We start from the raw sequence: 19,650 nt of genomic DNA, 5'->3' as shown, positions 1-19,650 counted from the left end.
CACCGTTCTTATCCACAAGGGTGGCGGTGTAAACGATCTCGCCGCCTTCGCCCACAGTTTTAGTGGCGGTCAGGACCACATCGACCTTGTCGATGGTGTCGTTGATGGTGGTAGTCGCGCCATTGCCTGCAACCACGAGTTTTTCGAAGTTGCCGCCGTCAGTCCCGGTAATCTGGACAGTCTGGGTGCTCTTATCAACGAACACGTCATCGCCTGGAGCATCTACCGTCACGGTGCCGACAGTTTCACCGGCCTTGATGGTGATGGTTTGTTTGTTATCGAGTGTCAAGGTGACGTCAGTGTCAGCCTTGTTGCTCAAGGTGGCGGTGTAAGTGATCTGGCCACCTTCACTCACTTCCGACGGAGCCGTCAGCGTCACTGTCGTGGTGTTATCGGTACCTGGGGTATCAGTAACAGTCGTAGTGACCTTGTCAGTACCTGGAACCAGGTTTTCAAAGTGCTCGCCGCCGGTGACTTCTTTAATACCGGTCGTGACGGTTTGATCACCTTTGTACACATCATCCGGAGCCACAACCGAGACAGTACCGCTCGACTGGTTCACACCAATGGTGATGACCTGATTGTTATCCAGGGTCACAGTCACAGGGTTGGTGATGTTAGTTACTGGCGCACCGTTTTTATCCACAAGGGTGGCGGTGTAAACGATCTCGCCGCCTTCGCCCACAGTTTTAGTGGCGGTCAGGACCACATCGACCTTGTCGATGGTGTCGTTGATGGTGGTAGTCGCGCCATTGCCTGCAACCACGAGTTTTTCGAAGTTGCCGCCGTCAGTCCCGGTAATCTGGACAGTCTGGGTGCTCTTATCAACGAACACGTCATCGCCTGGAGCATCTACCGTCACGGTGCCGACAGTTTCACCGGCCTTGATGGTGATGGTTTGTTTGTTATCGAGTGTCAAGGTGACGTCAGTGTCAGCCTTGTTGCTCAAGGTGGCGGTGTAAGTGATCTGGCCACCTTCACTCACTTCCGACGGAGCAGTCAGCGTCACTGTCGTGGTGTTATCGGTACCTGGGGTATCAGTAACAGTCGTAGTGACCTTGTCAGTACCTGGAACCAGGTTTTCAAAGTGCTCGCCACCGGTGACTTCTTTAATGCCGGTAGTAACAGTCTGGTCGCCTTTGTACACGTCGTCCGGAGCCACAACCGAGACAGTCCCGCTCGACTGGTTCACACCAATGGTGATGACCTGGTTGTTATCCAGGGTCACGGTCACAGGGCTGGTGATGTTAGTCACCGGCGCGCCGTTTTTATCCACCAAGGTAGCGGTGTAAACGATCTCGCCGCCTTCACCCACAGTTTTGGTGGCGGTCAGGACCACATCAACCTTGTCGATAGTGTCGTTGATCTGCGTCGTCGCCCCACCCGGTGCGATATCAAGCTTCTCGAAGCCACCACCCACGATGTCCGGATTGATCGTGACGTTGATCGGACCTGCATCTTTGAATACGTCGTCGCTCGGTGCCTTGGACGTCACCTGGCCTGTCGTCTCGCCCTTGGCGATAGTGATCACGTCACCATTGCTCAAGGTCAGGGTCAGGTCGCTGCCGGCCTTGTTGCTCAAGGTCGCGGTGTAGGTGATGTTGCCACCTTCGTCGGCCTCGCCTGGTGCGGTCAGGGTGACGGTGGTGGTGTCGGTGGTGCCGGGTGTGTCGGTCACGGTGGTGTTGACCGGCGTGGTGCCCGGTACCAGATTCTCGAAATGCGCGCCGCCGGTCACATTGGTGATAGCGGTGGTGACGGTCTGGTTGCCCTCATACACGTCGTTCGGCGCAACAGTGGTGGCAGTGCCAGCGGATTGGCCGACACCAATGGTGATGGTCTGGCCATTGTCCAGCGTCACGGTCACCGGATTGGTGGTGTTGGTGACCGGGTTACCTGCCTTGTCCACCAGTGACGCGGTGTAGACGATATTACCGCCTTCGCCCACGGTGGTAGTCGCAGTCAGGACCACATCGACCTTGTCGATAGTGTCGTTGACGGTGGTGGTAGCGCCATTACCGGCCACTTCCAGTTTTTCGAAGTTACCGCCAGTAGTCTCGACGATCTTTACGGTTTGCGTGCTTTTGTCGACAAAAACATCATCGCCTGGAGCATCGACGGTGACGGAGCCGACGGTTTCACCCGCCTTGATGATGATGGTCGAACCGTTATCCAGCTTCAGCGTAACGTCAGTGTCGGCTTTATTGGAAAGCGTGGCGATATAGGTAATCTGGCCGCCTTCGCTGACATCGCCTGGCGCAGTCAGGGTTACGGTGGTGGTGTCGACCGAATCGGTGATGGTGGTGACGGCTGGCGTGGTGTTGGGCACCAGGTTTTCAAAGTTGCCACCGGTCGTGCCAGTGATGGTCGTCGTGACGGTGCTGCCGTTGACGTAGACGTCGTTCGCCGGGGTGTCGACCACCACGGTACCGACGGACTCGCCGGCCTTGATGGTGATCACCGAGCCGTTGGACAAGGTCACGGTCACCGGGGTTTGCGCAGGGTTGGTCAGCGTCGCGGTGTAGGTGATCTGGCCGCCTTCGGTGACGGTGTTAGTGGCGGTGAGGGTCACGCCGGTGTCGTCGACCGAATCGGTAATCGTGGTGACGGCTGGTGTGGTGTTGGGCACCAGGTTTTCGAAGTTGCCACCGGTTGCCCCGGTAATGGTGGTGCTGACCGTGCTGCCATTGTTGTAGACGTCGTTGGCCGGTGTCTCGACCACCACTGTACCGGTGGACTTACCTGCCTCGATGTTGATCACCGAGCCGTTGCTCAAGGTAATGGTGACGGGCGTCTGCGCCGGGTTGGTCAAGGTCGCGGTGTAGGTGATCTGACCGCCTTCGGTCACCGTTTCGCCTGCTGTCAGGGTCACGGTGGTGGTGTCGATGGTGTCGGTGATCTGGGTGACGGCCGGCGTCGGGTCGACGGTCACGATCAGGTTGTTACCGCCGGTGGTGCCAGTGACGGTGACGCTGATCTGGCCTGGGTCGATGTACGGGCTGTCATTAGGCGCCAGGGGCACATTCACGGAGCCAGTCACCTGGCCGGCCGGGATGGTGATCACCGCGCCGTTGGACAGGGTGACGGTCAGGTTGCTGGTAGACGGCTGGGTCACCGTGGCGGTGTAGGTCAGCACGCCGCCGGCTTCGGTGATGGTCGGGGTGGCACTCAGGGACAGGGTCGACGGCAAAGGTGCTGCCGTGAGCGGGTCGGTCGGCTGCCCGCCGAGTTCGTTGGTCAGCGCATTGGTACCGAAACCCAGGCCAGCCGTCGGGAAACCAATGGTCGGATCAACCGAGCCTGCGGTCTCATCGAGCATCACAAAGCTGTGACCGCCCCCCGCCGCGCCGGTGCCAGCAGCTGCCGCGCCTGCGGCGGTGGCTTCCAGGTCGGTGGTCGGGTCAGCGCCGGCGGCGATTGCCTGCTGCAGTTCGGCAACCGAAGGTGCAGCCTGTGCGGTGGCTTGTGCCAGGTCCGTGCTGGAGTCGGGCGCGGTGGCGCTCCACTGGGTGTCACGGCCCAGGTCCAGGGTGCGGCCATCGGCCAGCTCCAGGCTGACTGCGCCCGACATACCGGTGTCTATCTGGTCGCCGGCAAAAAGGCGATCACCTTCAACAAGCACCCGGCGGGCCCCTTCCGGAGAAATGACGAAAACTTGGCCAACAATGCTTTTGACGATGGCAACAACACTGCTCATTGAAGATTTCTCCGGCGATCCATTCTGTGGGTGTTCCTAGGGCTGAGATCCGATGGGATTCATCAGCCTGGGAGGTGCGTAGTTTATAAAACGAATGACGTCAAATAATTGGCTGTATTTTTTGGCTATTTACTTTATGCCAAACTATTGACCTTCTTGGCGCCATCCTAAACAATCGCCTCGCTAATGTCACATTGATATTCACGCGGCGAACCGTCCTACATGTGTGAACCAGTTCCGCTTTTGAACTTTCCGACGTACGGTCATTACGGTAGCCATTTTCTAACGCAGCACGCCAAGTTGCTGTGACTTGAGACAAGAAGTCCTGGGGATTCTTAAATGCGTTTGCACCTGCTTAAGGCAATACCGTTCGTTCTCGCCGCCAGTTTCGTTCAAGCCCAAACCCTGCCCCAGGCCATGCAGCAAGCGCTGGATGTGCACCCTGAGATTCAGGCAGGTGTCAATGCTCGTATCGCGGCTGACTATCAGTTGCGTGCGGCCAAGGGCGGTTACCTGCCCCGTGTCGACCTGAACGCCGGTTATGGCCGTGAAGGCACCGACAGCTCGTCCACCCGTGCCCGTGGTGGCCATTGGGACACCCTCAATCGCGGTGAGTCGAGCCTGCGTCTGCAGCAAATGGTTTTTGACGGTTTTGCCACCTCCAGTGAAGTTGGGCGTCAACAAGCCACCGTTAACTCCCGCGCGTTTTCGTTGCTTGGCACTTCCGAGCGCACTGCATTAACGGTAGCTCAGGTTTATCTGGACGTCCTGACCCGTCGTGAATTCGTGCGCCTGGCTGAAGACAACCTGCGTAACCACGAGCGCATTTACGACCAGATCAAGTTGCGCACCCAGCGCGGCGTCGGCAGCGGGGCTGACCTGGACCAGGCCGAAGCCCGTCTGGCCCAGGCCCGCAACAACGTGATCACCGAGCAGACCAACCTGGCCGATGCCCAGACCAACTACCTGAGCGCTGTCGGCCAGGAAGCCGATCAGTTGGAGCGCCCGCCTAGCTTCATGGCGATGCTGCCTGCAGACCTGAACGAAGCACGTCGCCAGATGCTGGATAACAGCCCGATCCTGCGCTCGGCCGAATCCGACATCGCCGCCGCCGAAAAACAATACGAAGCCGCCAAGTCTTCCTTCTACCCACGCTTCGACGCCGAGTTGGGCCGCAACGCCGACAACAACATCGACGGCGACGCCAGCCACAACAATGGCTGGGAAGCGATGCTGCGTATGCGCTTCAACCTGTACGCCGGTGGCAGCAACAAAGCCGAGCTGGAGTCCAAGTCCTACCAGTCCAACCAGGCCCTGGATATCCGCAATAACGCCTTGCGCCAGTTGAACGAAGAACTGGGCCTGGCCTGGAACGCCATGAACAACGCCAATGCCCAGGTGCCGATTGCCCAGCAATACGTCGACCACAGCAGCAAAGTACGCGGCGCCTACCAGAAGCAATTCAGCCTGGGCGAGCGGACCCTGCTCGACTTGCTCGACAGTGAAAACGAACTGTTCACCGCTTCGCGTCGTCTGGAAGAGATAAAAAACGTTCAGTTATTTACTCAGTACCGAATCAAGGCGACCATGGGCGAGTTGCTCAAGAGCCAGGGAGTGGTCGCACCGATGGCCTCCGTCGTCCAGAACGATGTGAAGCCAAAAGTTCAACTGCCGGGGATGAATTGAGCTATTCCTTATAGACCCATCCGTTAGTTGAGAGAGCCCGCGTGGAATCAGAAGTTAGTCGAGTCCATCTCAGTCATGATCCACGCACATTGCACGACGACCCGTTACTCGACGGGTTGTTGGCTCTCTGCGCCCTGCACCAGAAGCCTGCCAGTGCGGCAATGCTGACCACCGGTCTGCCATTGCCGTCACAGCAGCTGACCGCCGATTTGCTGGCCCGGGCCGCGGCCCGCGCCGGTTTGCAAGGCCGGCTGCTGCAACGCAAACTCGATTCGATCCCTGCGATTGCCATGCCGGCGCTGCTGTTGCTCAAGGACGGCCGGAGTGCCGTGCTGCTCGGCTGGCAGGGTGAAGACGAGGCCCAGGTGCTGCTCAGCGAAAGCGATGGCGGTGAAACCATCGTCAAGCGTCAAGCCTTGGCCGATGACTACATCGGCAAAGTGTTTTTTGCCCAGCCCCAGCACAAATTCGATGTCAGCCACGGCACCCTGATCCCTCGGGCCCGTTCGTGGTTTCGCGACACCCTCAAGCGTTCGCGCTGGCTCTACGCCGATGCCATCGCTGCCAGTTTCCTGATCAACCTGATTGCCATGGCCGCGCCGCTGTTCGTGATGAACGTCTACGACCGCGTGGTGCCGAACCAGGCCACCGCCACCCTGTGGGTGCTGGCCACCGGTATTTTCATCGCCTACGTGTTCGACCTGGTCCTCAAGAGCTTGCGCAGTCTGTGCCTGGACCTGGCCGGTAAAAAAACCGACCTGATCATCTCGGCCACGCTGTTCGAGCGGATCGTCGGCATGTCGATGAAGTACCGCCCGGCGCGGGTCGGCAGTTTCGCCCAGAACATCCACGAGTTTCAGAGCCTGCGTGACTTCCTCGCGTCCCTGACCCTCACCAGCCTGATCGACTTGCCGTTCACCCTGCTGATCTTCATGGTGATCGCCATCCTCGGCGGGCACCTGGTGTGGATCCCCATGCTGGCTTTCCCGATTGCCCTGGGCATCGGTTACCTGCTGCAAAAACCGCTGGTCGCCACCATGGAACGCACCATGGCCCTGGCCTCCGAGCGCCAGTCGAGCCTGATCGAAACCCTGGCCGGGCTGGATGCGGTCAAGGTCAACAACGCTGAAAGCGAGCGCCAGTACCAGTGGGAGCAGACCATTGGCACCCTCAGCCGCCTTGAATTGCGGGTGAAAATGCTCTCTGGGCTGTCGATGAACATCACCCTGCTGATCCAGCAACTGGCGGGTGTGATCATGATTGTCTTCGGGGTCTACCAGATCATCGGCGGCAACCTCAGCATGGGCGGCCTGATTGCCTGCTACATGCTCAGTGGCCGCGCCCTCAGCCCCCTGGCGTCGCTGTCGGGCCTGATGACCCGCTACCAGCAGGCCAAAGTCACCATGGTCTCCACCGACCAGATGATGGAACTGCCTCAGGAGCGCAACTTCGAAGAGCGCCCCTTGAGCCGCCGCACCCTGCAAGGGGCCATCGAGTGCCGGGGCCTGAACTTTACCTACCCCAACCAGCAGAACATGGCGCTCAAGAACATCAACCTGGTGATCAAGCCCGGCGAGAAAATCGGCATCATCGGGCGCAGCGGTTCGGGCAAAAGCTCCCTGGCCAAACTGATCGTCGGCCTCTACCAGCCCGACTCCGGCGCCCTGCTGGTGGACGGTGTGGACATTCGCCAGATCGACGTCAGCGAACTGCGCCACAACGTCGGCTATGTGCCTCAGGACATTCAACTGCTGGCCGGCACCCTGCGCGACAACCTGGTCTCCGGCGCCCGCTACGTTGAAGACGAAGTGGTGCTGCAAGCCGCCGAACTGGCCGGCGTCCACGAATTTGCCCGTCTGCACCCGCAAGGCTACGAACTGCAAGTGGGCGAGCGAGGCCAGAACCTCTCTGGCGGTCAGCGACAAAACGTCGCCCTGGCCCGTGCCCTGCTGCTCAACCCGCCTATCCTGCTGCTGGACGAACCGACCAGCGCCATGGACAACACCGGTGAAGAACGCCTTAAACAGCGCCTGCAATCCGTTGTGGAAAACAAGACCGTGGTGCTGGTGACACACCGGGCGTCGCTGTTGTCCCTGGTGGACCGCTTGTTGGTCATCGACCGTGGGCAAATCCTCGCCGATGGTCCGAAAGCCGTAGTGATGGAAGCGTTGAAGAAGGGGCAGATCAGTGTTGCGTAAATTCAAGGACGCAGTCCGTCGTTACTTTATCGGTTCCGATTCGCTGGACGGCCAGCCACTGCCAGAGGTCAAGAAGGCCCTGATCGAAGATGCCCCGCGCGTGGTGCGGCTGACCATCTGGGGGATCATCGGGTTTTTCCTGTGCATGTTGCTGTGGGCCGGCTTTGCCAAGGTCGACGAAGTCACGCGCGGTGACGGCAAGGCCATCCCTTCCTCCAAGCTGCAGAAGATCCAGAACCTGGAAGGCGGCATCGTTGCCGAGCTGTTCGTCAAGGAAGGGCAGATCGTCGAAGCCGGCGCGCCGCTGATTCGCCTGGACGACACACGTTTTGTCTCCAACGCCGGGGAAACCGAGGCCCAGCGCCTGTCCCTGCTGTTGCGTATCGAGCGCTTGAGCGCCCAGGTCGAAGACCGGCCGTTGAACATCCCTGAAGATGTGCGGGCCGCTGCGCCCACCCAGGCCATCAACGAGCAGTCGCTGTACGAAAGCCGGCGCCAGCAGTTCAAGGACGAAATCGGCGGCTTGCAGGAGCAACTGACCCAGCGCCAGCAAGAAATGCGCGAGTACACCTCCAAACAGAGCCAGTACCGTAACCAGCTGTCGTTGCAGCGCCAGGAAATCAACATGTCCGAACCCCTGGTCGCCCAGGGTGCGGTGTCGCCGGTGGAAGTACTGCGCCTCAAGCGCGCAGAAATGGAAACCCGTGGCCAACTGGACGCCACTACCCTGGCCATCCCCCGTGCCGACTCGGCGATCAAGGAAGTACAGCGCAAGATCGACGAGACTCGCGGTAAGTATCGCAGTGAAGCCCTGACCGAGCTCAACGAAGCCCGCACCGACTTGAACAAGGCCCAGGCCACCGGCAAAGCCCTCGAAGACCGGGTGAGCCGGACCCTGGTCACCTCGCCGGTGCGCGGGATCGTCAAGCAACTGCTGGTCAACACCATCGGTGGGGTGATCCAGCCGGGCAGCGACATGGTAGAAATCGTCCCGTTGGACGACACCCTGCTGGTGGAAGCCAAGATCCGCCCGCAAGACATTGCCTTCCTGCACCCGGGGCAAGAGGCCGTGGTCAAGTTCACCGCCTATGACTACACCATCTACGGCGGCCTCAAGGCCAAGCTGGAGCGCATCGGTGCCGACACCATCACCGACGAAGACAAGAAAACCACCTACTACATGATCACCTTGCGCACCGACCGCAGCCACCTGGGTACCGATGAGAAGCCGCTGATCATCATCCCCGGCATGGTCGCCTCGGTCGATATCATCACCGGCAAGAAAACCATCCTCAGCTACCTGCTCAAGCCCATCATCAAGGCCCGGGCGGAGTCGCTGCAGGAGCGTTGATCTTCAGTGTCTGGGCGGGCCTCATCGCGAGCAAGCCCGCTCCCACACTCAACCGCATTCCTATGTTGGAAATCGGTCGAATGTGGGAGCGGGCTTGCTCGCGAAGGGGCCCTCAACTTCACCCCATCCCTCAGCCCTACCGCAAAAAGGCCATATCGTTATTCTCTAAAGATATTTAAATTCCGATTCTTATATCTATAAAGTCACTCTCCTGACTGCCAGGGAGTGATCTCATGTCCACCGCCACAGCCGCCTTGCCCACCGCCCAAACCTTCGACATCCGCCCATTCCCCGGCAGCGTAGGCGCCGAGATCATCGGCCTGGACCTGTCGCGCCCGGTCAACGACCAGGATTTCGCCCGCATCCACCGTGCGCACCTGGACCACCATGTGGTGGTGTTCCGCGACCAGCGCATCACCCCCGAGCAACAGATCGCCTTCAGCCGCCGTTTCGGCGTGTTGCAGATCCATGTGCTCAAACAGTTCCTGCTGGCCAACCACCCGGAAATCCTCATCGTCTCCAACATCATCGAGAACGGCCAATCCATCGGCCTGGGTGATGCGGGCAAGTTTTGGCACTCGGACCTGTCGTACAAGGAACTGCCGAGCCTGGGCTCGATGCTCCACGCCCAGGAGCTGCCGTCCGAAGGCGGCGATACGCTGTTTGCCGACATGCACAAAGCCTGGGACCAGCTGCCCGAGCATCTGCGCAAAGCCGTGGAAGGCCGCAGCGCTGCGCATTCCTACACCGCGCGCTACAGCGAAACCAAATTCGAAGGCAACTGGCGCCCAACCCTGACCCCCGAGCAACTGGCCCAGGTCGCCGAAGTGGTGCACCCCGTGGTGCGTACCCACCCGGAAAACGGCCGTAAGGCACTGTTCGTCAGCGAGGGCTTCACCACGCGCATCGTCGGCCTGCCCGAAGACGAAAGCCGCGACCTGCTGGCCCAGCTCTTCGCCCACAGCATCCATCCGCAAAACATCTACCGCCACCGCTGGCAGCCCCACGACCTGGTGTTCTGGGACAACCGCTCGCTGATCCACCTGGCCGCCGGTTGCCCCAGCCACCTGCGCCGCAAGCTGTTTCGCACCACTATCCAGGGCGACGCCCCCTTCTGATTCGGAGCATGACCATGTCCAGGAAAACCCCCTTTGCACGATTGGCCGCGACTGTGGGCCTTGGCGTCAGCCTGTTGGCCGGCAGTCTGGTTGCCCCGACTGTCGCCCAGGCCGAAGGCGAGATTCGCATTGCCGAGCAGTTCGGCATCGTTTACCTGCTGCTCAACGTGGTGCGCGACCAGAACCTGATCGAGAAATACGGCAAGCAGCAAGGCATCGACATCAAGGTCGACTGGACCCAGTTGTCCGGCGGCGCGGCGGTCAATGACGCGCTGCTCTCCGGTTCCATCGACATCGCCGGTGCCGGTGTCGGCCCGCTGCTGACCATCTGGGACCGCACCCACGGCAAGCAAAACGTCAAGGCCGTGGCCTCCCTGGGCAACTTCCCGTACTACCTGGTCAGCAACAATCCCAAGGTCAAGACCATCGCCGACTTCACCGAGAAAGACCGCATCGCCGTGCCGGCCGTGGGCGTTTCCGTGCAGTCGCGGTTCCTGCAATACGCCGCGGCCAAGCAATGGGGCGACAAGGAGTTCAATCGCCTGGACAAGTACACCATCGCCGTTCCGCACCCGGACGCCACGGCCGCGCTGATCGCCGGCGGTACCGAACTGACCGGGCACTTCTCCAACCCGCCGTTCCAGGACCAGGCCCTGGCCAACCCGAACGTGCATGTGGTGCTCAACACCTATGACCTGCTGGGGCCGAACTCGCCGACCGTGTTGTTCGCCACCGAGAAGTTTCGCAATGACAACCCGAAAACCTACAAAGCCTTTGTCGATGCCCTGACCGAAGCCGCGCAATTCGCCCAGAACGACAAGGGCGCCGCCGCCGACACTTACATTCGGGTAACCAAGGCCAAGATCGACCGTGCCGCGTTGCTGAAAATCATCGATAACCCGCAGTTTGAATTCAGTGTCACCCCGAAAAACACCTATCCGCTGGCCGAATTCCTCTACCGCGTGGGCGCGATCAAGCACAAACCCGAATCGTGGAAGGATTACTTCTTCCAGGATGCCAAACCGCTGCAAGGGAGCTGAGATGAACGCGCCCTTGCAAGGCCACACGGCCAGCAACCTGAGTACCGCCCAAGCCTTGCTCGCGGTGGATCACGTCAGCCTGGAATACCGCACCCCCGAACGGGTGGTGCGGGCCACCCACCAGGTCAGTTTCGAGATCGACCCGGCCGACCGCTTTGTACTGTTGGGGCCTTCGGGCTGCGGCAAGTCCACGTTGCTCAAGGCGGTGGCCGGGTTTATCAAACCCTGTGAAGGCGAGATTCGCCTGCTGGGGCAGAAGGTCGAGCAACCGGGCCCGGATCGCATCGTGGTGTTCCAGGAGTTCGACCAACTGCCGCCCTGGAAAACCGTCAAGCAGAACGTGATGTTCCCGTTGCTGGCGTCCAAGACCCTCAAGCGCCGCGAGGCCGAGGAGCGGGCGTTGTACTACCTCGACAAGGTTGGCTTGAGCGCCTTTGCCGACGCCTATCCGCACACCCTGTCCGGTGGCATGAAGGCGCGGGTGGCGATTGCCCGGGCATTGGCCATGCAGCCGAAAATCCTGTTGATGGATGAGCCCTTCGCCGCCCTCGATGCCCTGACCCGGCGCAAGATGCAGGAGGAGCTGCTGCTGCTGTGGGAAGAGGTGCGCTTCACCCTGTTGTTCGTCACCCACTCCATCGAAGAGGCACTGGTGGTAGGCAACCGCATCCTGCTGCTGTCGCCCCATCCAGGGCGCGTGCGCGCCGAAATCCACAGCCATCAATACGACCTGCACAGCCTCGGGGGTGTGGCGTTCCAGGCGTCGGCGCGGCGTATTCATCGCCTGTTGTTCGATGAGTCGCCCGAGGCAGAAACCGAACTGGATTTCGCCGATATCCGCATCGCTTATTGAAGGACCGTGCCCATGCGCCAGGAATATGAAATCACCCTGCAACCGCTGCCCGGCGTGCCCGTGGAGCGCGCTTTACCCCTGCGCCAACGCCTGTGGCAACAAGGCTGGCTGCGCAAGGGCCTGATCCTGATCGTGCTGGCGATCCTCTGGGAGGCTGCGGCGCGCTATCAGAACAACGATCTGCTGCTGCCCAGCTTCTTGCAGACCTTCCACGCCTTCTACGACGGCATTGCCAGTGGCGAGTTGCTGGGCAAGGTCAGCATTTCCCTGGTGGTGCTGCTCAAGGGCTACCTGATCGGGATTGTCCTGGCATTTGCCCTGACCACCCTGGCAGTCTCGACCCAGATGGGCCGTGACTTGCTGAGCACCCTGACCTCGATGTTCAACCCGCTGCCGGCGATTGCCCTGTTGCCCTTGGCGTTGCTGTGGTTTGGCCTGGGGCAGAACAGCCTGATCTTTGTGCTGGTGCACTCGGTGCTGTGGGCCTTGGCGCTCAACACCTACTCGGGGTTTATGGGGGTGTCGGAAACCCTGCGCATGGCCGGGCGCAATTACGGTCTCAAGGGCATGCGCTTTGTGCTGTTTATCCTGATCCCGGCGGCGCTGCCGTCGATCCTCGCCGGTTTGAAGATCGGCTGGGCCTTTGCCTGGCGCACGTTGATCGCTGCCGAATTGGTGTTCGGCGCCACCAGCGGCAAAGGCGGCCTGGGCTGGTACATCTTCCAGAACCGTAACGAGCTGTACACCGACAAGGTATTTGCCGGGCTGGCGGTGGTGATCCTGATCGGCCTGCTCGTGGAAAACCTGGTGTTCGATACCCTCGAGCGCGTCACCGTGAAGCGCTGGGGCATGCAGCGCTAAAAAGCCTGCTACGATTGCGTGCGCTGTACTCCAAACCCATCACGAGTGCTTGGCATGCAATTACCGGATATGAACCTGCTGGTGGCCCTCGACGCCTTGCTCGACGAGGGCAGCGTGGTGGGTGCCGCGCGGCGGATGAACCTGAGCCCGGCGGCGATGAGCCGCACCCTGACGCGCATTCGCGAAGCGGTGGGCGATCCGATCCTGGTGCGCGCCGGTCGCGGTCTGGTGCCCACGCCCAAGGCCCTGGAGTTGCAAGGCCAGGTGCGCAACGTGGTGGAGCAGGCGGCGTTGTTGTTCCGCTCGGCGGACGAGGTCGACCTGAGCACCTTGCGCCGGCGGTTCAGCGTGCGCGCCAATGACTTTTTTGTCGGCGTGTATGGTGGTCGTTTATTCGACACCATGGAGCGGGTGGCGCCCCATTGCGAGCTGCGCTTTGTCCCGGAAGGCGACAGCGATGACGAAGCCTTGCGCGAAGGGCGCCTGGACCTGCGCGTCGGCAACACCATGCCGATTACCCCGGAAGTGAAGGTGCAGAACCTGTTCTCCACCACCTTCGTCGGCCTGGCCCGCGAAGGCCACCCGTTGTTCGACGAAGAAATCACCGCTGCGCGCTTTGCCAGCTATTCCCATATCAGCATCTCGCGGCGCGGTATCGCCCGAGGACCGATCGACACCGCCCTCAGCGCCCAGGGCCTGGAACGCCGGGTGGCGATGATCGCGCCGGGGTTTCACGGTGCGATGTTTATGCTGCCTGACTCCGACCTGATCCTGCCGGTGCCCAAGGAAGCGCTCTACAGCGCCAATCGCCTGAAACTGCCACTGCGCGCATTTACCCTGCCGATTTCCCTGCCGACCCTGGTCCTGACCCAGGCCTGGCACCCGCGTTTCGACAAAGACCCGGCGCACAAATGGCTGCGCGAAACCATGCGCGAAAGCTGCGCCGCGACCTGGCGCGAAGCCCAACCCACCTGACGCCCACGATCAAAATGTGTGGAGCTAGCCTGGCTTGTGTGGGAGCTGGCTTGCCTGCGATAGCGGTGTGTCAGTGACAGATGCCTTAGCTGACACACCGCTACCGCAGGCAAGCCACCTCCCACATTCAATCATTGCGTCTGGTGCAGTTATAACCTTCCGATAAGTCAGTTTTCGTCATGTCTAAGCCTTATTAAACTGCTCGGGTATTCTATTGCCGAGTTGTACTTTCATGACGTCCCTCGCTGCCCCCGCGCCCTTGGCCACCGCCAAACCCGCCGCCGTCAGCCCCCCTGTGTTCGGCCCACGGATCATCATCGGCCTGGTCGGCGTGCTGCTGGCGGTGCTGGTCTCGGGCCTGAACGAAATGGTGACCAAGGTCGCCCTCGCCGATATTCGCGGTGCGCTGTACATCGGGTTTGACGAAGGCACCTGGCTGGTTGCGGCCTACACCGCCACCTCCGTCTCGGCCATGGCCTTTGCCCCATGGTGTTCGGTGACGTTTTCGCTGCGCCGTTTCACCCTGTGGGCCATCGGCCTGTTTACCCTGCTGGGGGTGCTTTGCCCGCTGGCGCCGAACTACGAAAGCCTGCTGGTGCTGCGCACCCTGCAAGGCCTGGCCGGCGGCGCGTTGCCGCCGATGCTGATGACCGTGGCCCTGCGGTTTTTACCGGCCAACGTCAAACTCTACGGCCTGGCCGGCTACGCCCTGACCGCCACCTTCGGCCCCAGCCTCGGCACGCCGTTGGCGGCGCTGTGGACCGAATACGTCGGCTGGCAGTGGGCGTTCTGGCAGATCGTCGCGCCGTGCCTGCTGGCCATGGCCGCCGTGGCCTATGGCTTGCCCCAGGACCCGTTGCGCCTGGAGCGCCTCAAGCAGTTCAACTGGCGCGGCCTGCTGCTGGGCTTCCCCGCGATCTGCATGCTGGTGATCGGCATCTTGCAGGGCAACCGCCTGGACTGGTTCGAGTCGCCGCTGATCACCACGCTGCTGATTGGCGGGGTGCTGTTGTTGGTGCTGTTCATGCTCAATGAATGGTCACACCCGATGCCGTTCTTCAAGTTGCAGATGCTTGGCCTGCGCAACCTGGCCTTCGCCCTGATCGTGCTGGCCGGGGTGCTGGTGGTGTTGCAGGCGGTGATCATCCTGCCGTCCAGCTACCTGGCGCAGGTGCAGGGCTACCGGCCGCTGCAAACCGCGCCGGTGATGCTGATCATGGCCCTGCCGCAGATGATCGCGCTGCCCCTGGTGGCCGCCCTGTGCAACCTGCGCTGGGTCGACTGCCGCTGGGTGCTGGGGATTGGCCTGGGCATGCTGACCCTGTCGTGCATCGGCGGCGCGCAACTGACCTCGGCGTGGATTCGTGACGAGTTCTACGTGCTGCAACTGCTGCAAATCTTCGGGCAGCCGATGGCGGTTTTGCCGCTGTTGATGTTGTCCACCGGCAGCATCGTGCCCGCCGACGGGCCGTTTGCCTCGGCCTGGTTCAACACGGTCAAGGGCCTGGCGGCGGTGGTCGCCACCGGGGTGATCGAGGTGCTGACCACCCACCGCCTGCATTTCCACTCGACCATGCTGGTGGACGCCCTGGGCAACTCGCCCCTGGTCGACAGCGACGCCACGGGCCTGGCCCACCGGCTGCACCAGCAGGCCGTAGTGCTGACTTCTTCGGATCTTTATTACGTCATGGCCGGTGTCGCGGTGGCGTTGATCCTCCTGATTTTCTGGATGCCGACGCGGATTTTTCCGCCGCGCGCACCCGCTTGATTGCTGACGCAGACCAAGGATTTTTATGAAACGCAAAGACCAGATTGCCGTGACTGTTATCAGCCTATTCGCCGTGGGCGTGCTGGTGTACCTGCTGGCGCCGGGTGTGTTTGGCAGTAAGCGCCAGACCACCAACGACGCCTTCGTCGCCGCCGACTACACCCTGGTGGCGCCACGGGTCGCCGGGTTTATCAAAGAGGTGTTGGTGGAAGACAACCAACAGGTCAAGGCCGGGCAGTTGCTGGCGCTGATCGACGACCGTGACTTGCGCGCCGCGGCTCAGGCCGCCGATGCCGAGACCCTGATGGCCCAGGCCCAGCTGAAAAACGCGGTGGCCACCCTTGAGCGGCAGAGCTCGGTGATCGCCCAGGCCCAGGCCACGGTGGCCGCCGATCGCGCCGAGGTGGCCTTTGCCGAGCACGAATTGAACCGCTACAACCACCTCGCCGGTGTCGGTGCCGGTACGGTGCAGAACGCCCAGCAAGCCAGGACCCGCATCGACCAGGCCACCGCACGCCTGGCCAACGCCACGGCGGTGTTGGCTGCCGAACGCAAGCAGGTGGAGATTCTCAGCGCCCAGCGCGATGCCGCCGAAGGCGGCTTGAAACGCGCCCAGGCGGCGCTGGAAATGGCCAGCTATCAACTGTCGTACACGCGCATCGTCGCGCCGGTGGATGGCATGGTCGGTGAGCGGGCGGTACGGGTCGGCGCCTTTGTCACCCCGGGCAGCAAGATCCTCGCCGTGGTGCCGTTGGCCGACGCCTATGTGGTGGCCAATTTCCAGGAAAACCAACTGTCCCATATGCACGCCGGCCAGGCGGTTGAAGTGCGGGTCGACAGCCTCGACGGTGAAGTCCTCAACGGCCACCTGGAAAGCCTGGCGCCGGCCACGGGCGTGACCTTCGCCTCGGTCAAACCAGACAACGCCACCGGCAACTTCACCAAGGTGGTGCAGCGCATCCCGGTGAAAATCATCCTGGAGCCGGGTCAGGCACAGGTCCATCGCCTGCGGGTCGGGATGTCGGTGGAGGCCAGCGTCAATACCCATCCCAGTGCGCAGCAACGTGAGGTGGCGCAGCAATGAGAAAACTCGCGCTGCTTACTCTCAGCCTGATTAGCTTGGGTGCCTGCACCGTCGGCCCGGATTTTAAACGGCCCGATGCCCAGCCAGCGACGCAATGGGCCGAGCCCCAGGGCCGCCAGGCCGCCAGCCGCGCGGTCAGCGAGCCGTTGGAAGAACAGTGGTGGGATGTGTTCCACGACCCGCAACTGTCAGCCCTGGTGCGCCGGGCATTGACCGACAACCTCGACCTGAAACTGGCCAGCAGCCGCTTGCAACAGAGCCGCGCAGTACGCCAGGTGACGACCGCCGGGCGCTATCCAGAGCTCAGCGCCGATGGCAACTACGGGCGCAAACGCAATAGCGCCAACGGCCTGAGCGATCCATCCGGCAACAACGGCCGTTCGGCCTTCAACCTGTGGGACGCCGGTTTCGCCGCCTCCTGGGAACTGGACTTCTGGGGCCGGGTAAGGCGTGAAACCGAAGCCGCCGACGCCACCCTGCAAGTGGCGGAAAACGACCGCCGCACGGTGCTGCTATCGGTGCTGGCCGAGACCGCCCAGGACTACATCCAACTGCGCGGCGTGCAAAGCACCCGTGCGGTCACCGAGCAAAACCTCGACGTGGCGCGCCGTAGCCTGAAGCTCTCGCAACTGCGTTTGGCCGATGGCGTGGCCACTCACCTGGATGTCGCTGAAGCCGCTGCGCAAGTAGCCGCCATCGAAGCGCGCCTGCCAGATTTGCAACAGCGCCAGGACCAGTTGATCAATGCCCTGAGCCTGTTGATGGGCCAGGCTCCGCAAGCCTTGCATGCGCAGCTGTCGCCGGACGCCGCGGTGCCCCAGACCCAGCGCCAGGTTGCGATTGGCCTGCCGTCGCAACTGGCACAGCGCCGCCCGGATATCCGCCAGGCCGAGGCGCGCCTGCATGCGGCGACCGCCAGCATCGGCGTGGCCAAAGGTGACTTCTACCCACGGATCACCCTGTCGGGCAGCCTCGGTTCCCAGGCCATGCAATTGTCGGATCTGGGCTCCTGGGGCTCGCGCACCTTTGCTTTCGGCCCGTCGCTGAGCCTGCCGCTGTTCAACGGTGGCTGCCTGCAGGGCATGCTCGACCTGCGCGAAGCCCAGCAGCAGGAAGCGGCCTTGGCGTACCAGCAGACCGTGCTGCGCGCCTGGCATGAAATCGACGACCAGTTGACCCGCTACAACGCCAGCCAACTGCGCCGCGACAGCCTGGCCGAAGCAGTGCGCCAGAACCAGATCGCCCTGGACACCGCCCAGCACCAATACGTCGAAGGGGTGGTGGATTTCGTCAACGTCCTCACGGTGCAGAGCGCGTTGCTGGCGACCCAGGAGCAATGGGTGGAAAGCTCCACCGGCGTGTCCCTGGCCATGGTCGGCTTGTACAAGGCGCTGGGCGGGGGCTGGGAGTCGGTGTATCCGGTGCAGACCGCCGGGCGGTAACAGATAAAGTTTTTTGCCAGTCGCGATACAAGCTGTAATGATAATTGCTCTCAATAGTGTATCCGAGCAATTCATGGACACCGCGACTGACGGCCAGCAACAGCTTCATCTCCTGTACCGCGACCATCATGGCTGGCTGCAAGGCTGGTTGCGCAAGCGCCTGGGCGACCGCGAGCACGCCGCCGACGTGGCGCAGGACACCTTCCTGCGCCTGCTGGTGTCGGGTCGTTTTCCCGGTGCCCAAGAAAGCCGCAGCTACCTGACGCAGATCGCCCGCAACCTGGTGATCGACCAATGGCGCCGCTTGCGCATCGAGCGCGCCTACCTGCAAAGCATTGCCCACTTGCCGGAACCCGAGTCGCCGAGCCTGGAAACCCGCGCGTTGATCCTCGAAACCCTGATGCAGATCGACGCCATGCTCGACCGCATGCCCGAGAACGTGCGCCGCGCGTTCCTGCTGTCGCAGTTCGAAGGCCTGACCTACGCGCAGATCGCCGCACGCCTGGGGGTGACGGTCAGCTCGGTGCAGAAGTACATGACCCGCGCGATCATCGCCTGCTACCAGGTGGTCTACGAAGAATGAGAGCCCGCCATGACGCGCCGATTGCCCAGGCTGTGGTCGAGCAGGCCAGCGAGTGGTTGATGCTGCAATGGGGCGGCGAACTCGACGGGGCCCAGCGCCAGGCCTTTGCCCGTTGGCAGGCCGCCGACCCGGAGCATCGTCGTGCCTGGCAGCGTTTGCAGCAGTTGCAGCAGACCTTGGGCGGCGTCCCCGCCGACAGCGCCCGCGCGGTGTTGCGTGACGCGCCGGACCCCCAGCGTCGGGCGGCGTTGAAACTGCTTGGGCTGTTGCTGGTGGCCGGCGGCAGCGGCTACCTGGTCCAGGGCAGCCAGCCGTGGCAGGCGGCGTTTGCCGAGCATCGCACCGCCACCGGCGAGATTCGCCACCTGACCCTGAGCGACGGCACCCAGCTGGACCTCAACAGCGACAGCGCCGTCGATCTGCGCTTCAGTGCCACTGAGCGGCGCATCCGCCTGATTCGCGGCGAGATCCTGCTGACCAGCGGCCACGACCCATCCCGGCCGCTGATCGTCGAAACCACCGCGGGCGATATCCAGGCCCTGGGCACCCGCTTTGCCGTGCGCGAACTGCACGACGGCAGCCGCGTCGACCTCTATGAAGGGCGCGTACAGGTCCGCCCGGTGCAGGGTGTGCCGGTGCTGATGAAGGCGGGTGACAGCCTGTGGTTCAGTGCGACACAGACCTCGGCAGTGACTGCGCTGGATGCCAACGCCAGCAGTTGGACCCAGCACCGTCTGATTGCCGAGCGCCAGCCACTGGGGCGGTTTGTGGCTGAGCTGAGTCGCTATCGCCCGGGGTTGTTGCGCTGTGACGAGGCCATCTCCGGCTTGTTACTGACCGGCGTGTTTCCGCTGAATGACACCGACGCGATCCTCGCCGCCCTTGAGCGCTCACTGCCGGTGCGGGTACAGGCGGTGACCCGCTATTGGGTCACCCTCAAAGCCAGGGTTTGACTCGATCAACTGTAGGCGCTGGCTTGCCTGCGATAGCGGTG

General features: G+C 62.1%; 14 protein-coding genes. 13 read left to right on the top strand and 1 reads right to left on the bottom strand.

Annotated features, from left to right (window positions below; all coding sequences use genetic code 11):
* The coding region (locus tag HBR94_RS11360; RefSeq protein ID WP_170044802.1) for a retention module-containing protein at positions 1-3,697 on the bottom strand (3,697 nt) is incomplete at its 3' end.
* Between the two features lie 339 nt (positions 3,698-4,036).
* On the opposite strand from HBR94_RS11360, the gene HBR94_RS11355 reads away from it, so the two are divergent.
* From HBR94_RS11355 to HBR94_RS11295, 13 genes are all read left to right on the top strand, one after another.
* On the top strand, positions 4,037-5,383 hold the full coding sequence (locus HBR94_RS11355) for a TolC family outer membrane protein (RefSeq protein ID WP_057438932.1): 1,347 nt from the start codon (positions 4,037-4,039) through the stop codon (positions 5,381-5,383).
* A 41-nt stretch (positions 5,384-5,424) separates the two neighbouring features.
* Positions 5,425-7,581 (top strand): type I secretion system permease/ATPase, encoded by a 2,157-nt coding sequence (locus tag HBR94_RS11350; RefSeq protein ID WP_057438933.1) that lies wholly within the window; start codon positions 5,425-5,427, stop codon positions 7,579-7,581.
* Positions 7,574-8,932 (top strand): HlyD family type I secretion periplasmic adaptor subunit, encoded by a 1,359-nt coding sequence (locus HBR94_RS11345; protein ID WP_115129340.1) that lies wholly within the window; start codon positions 7,574-7,576, stop codon positions 8,930-8,932. Before HBR94_RS11350 ends, HBR94_RS11345 begins: the two co-directional genes overlap by 8 nt.
* A 233-nt stretch (positions 8,933-9,165) precedes the next feature.
* The gene (locus HBR94_RS11340) at positions 9,166-10,050 is read left to right on the top strand and encodes a TauD/TfdA family dioxygenase (protein WP_057438935.1); all 885 of its coding nucleotides are present in this window, start codon (positions 9,166-9,168) and stop codon (positions 10,048-10,050) included.
* A gap of 14 nt (positions 10,051-10,064) precedes the next feature.
* Positions 10,065-11,090: an ABC transporter substrate-binding protein gene (locus HBR94_RS11335; RefSeq protein WP_057438936.1), complete on the top strand. Its 1,026-nt coding sequence runs from the start codon at positions 10,065-10,067 to the stop codon at positions 11,088-11,090.
* A gap of 1 nt (position 11,091) precedes the next feature.
* The gene (locus HBR94_RS11330) at positions 11,092-11,943 is read left to right on the top strand and encodes an ABC transporter ATP-binding protein (RefSeq protein WP_170044801.1); all 852 of its coding nucleotides are present in this window, start codon (positions 11,092-11,094) and stop codon (positions 11,941-11,943) included.
* A 12-nt stretch (positions 11,944-11,955) separates the two neighbouring features.
* Entirely contained in the window at positions 11,956-12,804 is an 849-nt protein-coding gene (locus HBR94_RS11325; RefSeq protein ID WP_057438937.1) for an ABC transporter permease, read from the top strand.
* A gap of 54 nt (positions 12,805-12,858) precedes the next feature.
* Positions 12,859-13,779, top strand: a complete 921-nt coding sequence (locus HBR94_RS11320; RefSeq protein ID WP_057444856.1) for a LysR family transcriptional regulator — start codon at positions 12,859-12,861, stop codon at positions 13,777-13,779.
* Between the two features lie 232 nt (positions 13,780-14,011).
* Entirely contained in the window at positions 14,012-15,547 is a 1,536-nt protein-coding gene (locus tag HBR94_RS11315) for an MFS transporter (RefSeq protein WP_170044800.1), read from the top strand.
* Between the two features lie 25 nt (positions 15,548-15,572).
* On the top strand, positions 15,573-16,631 hold the full coding sequence (locus HBR94_RS11310) for an HlyD family secretion protein (protein WP_057957935.1): 1,059 nt from the start codon (positions 15,573-15,575) through the stop codon (positions 16,629-16,631).
* Positions 16,628-18,073 carry an efflux transporter outer membrane subunit gene (locus HBR94_RS11305; protein ID WP_170044799.1) on the top strand — a complete coding sequence of 482 codons (1,446 nt, stop codon included), beginning with the start codon at positions 16,628-16,630 and terminating at the stop codon, positions 18,071-18,073. Before HBR94_RS11310 ends, HBR94_RS11305 begins: the two co-directional genes overlap by 4 nt.
* A 73-nt stretch (positions 18,074-18,146) precedes the next feature.
* A complete protein-coding gene (locus HBR94_RS11300; protein WP_170044798.1) occupies positions 18,147-18,656 on the top strand; it encodes a sigma-70 family RNA polymerase sigma factor in 510 nt (169 codons plus the stop codon).
* Complete coding sequence (locus HBR94_RS11295; protein ID WP_169960023.1) at positions 18,653-19,609, top strand: FecR domain-containing protein; 957 nt, start codon at positions 18,653-18,655, stop codon at positions 19,607-19,609. Before HBR94_RS11300 ends, HBR94_RS11295 begins: the two co-directional genes overlap by 4 nt.
* The last annotated feature ends 41 nt before the right edge of the window (positions 19,610-19,650 follow it).

Origin of the sequence: Pseudomonas sp. WS 5412 (assembly GCF_012985615.1) — a bacterium.
Classification (GTDB): domain Bacteria; phylum Pseudomonadota; class Gammaproteobacteria; order Pseudomonadales; family Pseudomonadaceae; genus Aquipseudomonas; species Aquipseudomonas shahriarae.
The sequence above is the reverse complement of the archived record's forward strand: the minus strand, read 5'-3'. Positions and strand labels throughout refer to the sequence as shown.

What these genes read in the sequence shown, in the direction of transcription:
- HBR94_RS11300 (WP_170044798.1), top strand. Translation starts at nt 18,147, where the DNA reads ATGGACACCGCGACTGACGGCCAGCAACAGCTTCATCTCCTGTACCGC.
- HBR94_RS11330 (WP_170044801.1), top strand. Translation starts at nt 11,092, where the DNA reads ATGAACGCGCCCTTGCAAGGCCACACGGCCAGCAACCTGAGTACCGCC.
- HBR94_RS11325 (WP_057438937.1), top strand. Translation starts at nt 11,956, where the DNA reads ATGCGCCAGGAATATGAAATCACCCTGCAACCGCTGCCCGGCGTGCCC.
- HBR94_RS11295 (WP_169960023.1), top strand. Translation starts at nt 18,653, where the DNA reads ATGAGAGCCCGCCATGACGCGCCGATTGCCCAGGCTGTGGTCGAGCAG.
- HBR94_RS11355 (WP_057438932.1), top strand. Translation starts at nt 4,037, where the DNA reads ATGCGTTTGCACCTGCTTAAGGCAATACCGTTCGTTCTCGCCGCCAGT.
- HBR94_RS11320 (WP_057444856.1), top strand. Translation starts at nt 12,859, where the DNA reads ATGCAATTACCGGATATGAACCTGCTGGTGGCCCTCGACGCCTTGCTC.
- HBR94_RS11315 (WP_170044800.1), top strand. Translation starts at nt 14,012, where the DNA reads ATGACGTCCCTCGCTGCCCCCGCGCCCTTGGCCACCGCCAAACCCGCC.
- HBR94_RS11310 (WP_057957935.1), top strand. Translation starts at nt 15,573, where the DNA reads ATGAAACGCAAAGACCAGATTGCCGTGACTGTTATCAGCCTATTCGCC.
- HBR94_RS11305 (WP_170044799.1), top strand. Translation starts at nt 16,628, where the DNA reads ATGAGAAAACTCGCGCTGCTTACTCTCAGCCTGATTAGCTTGGGTGCC.
- HBR94_RS11340 (WP_057438935.1), top strand. Translation starts at nt 9,166, where the DNA reads ATGTCCACCGCCACAGCCGCCTTGCCCACCGCCCAAACCTTCGACATC.
- HBR94_RS11335 (WP_057438936.1), top strand. Translation starts at nt 10,065, where the DNA reads ATGTCCAGGAAAACCCCCTTTGCACGATTGGCCGCGACTGTGGGCCTT.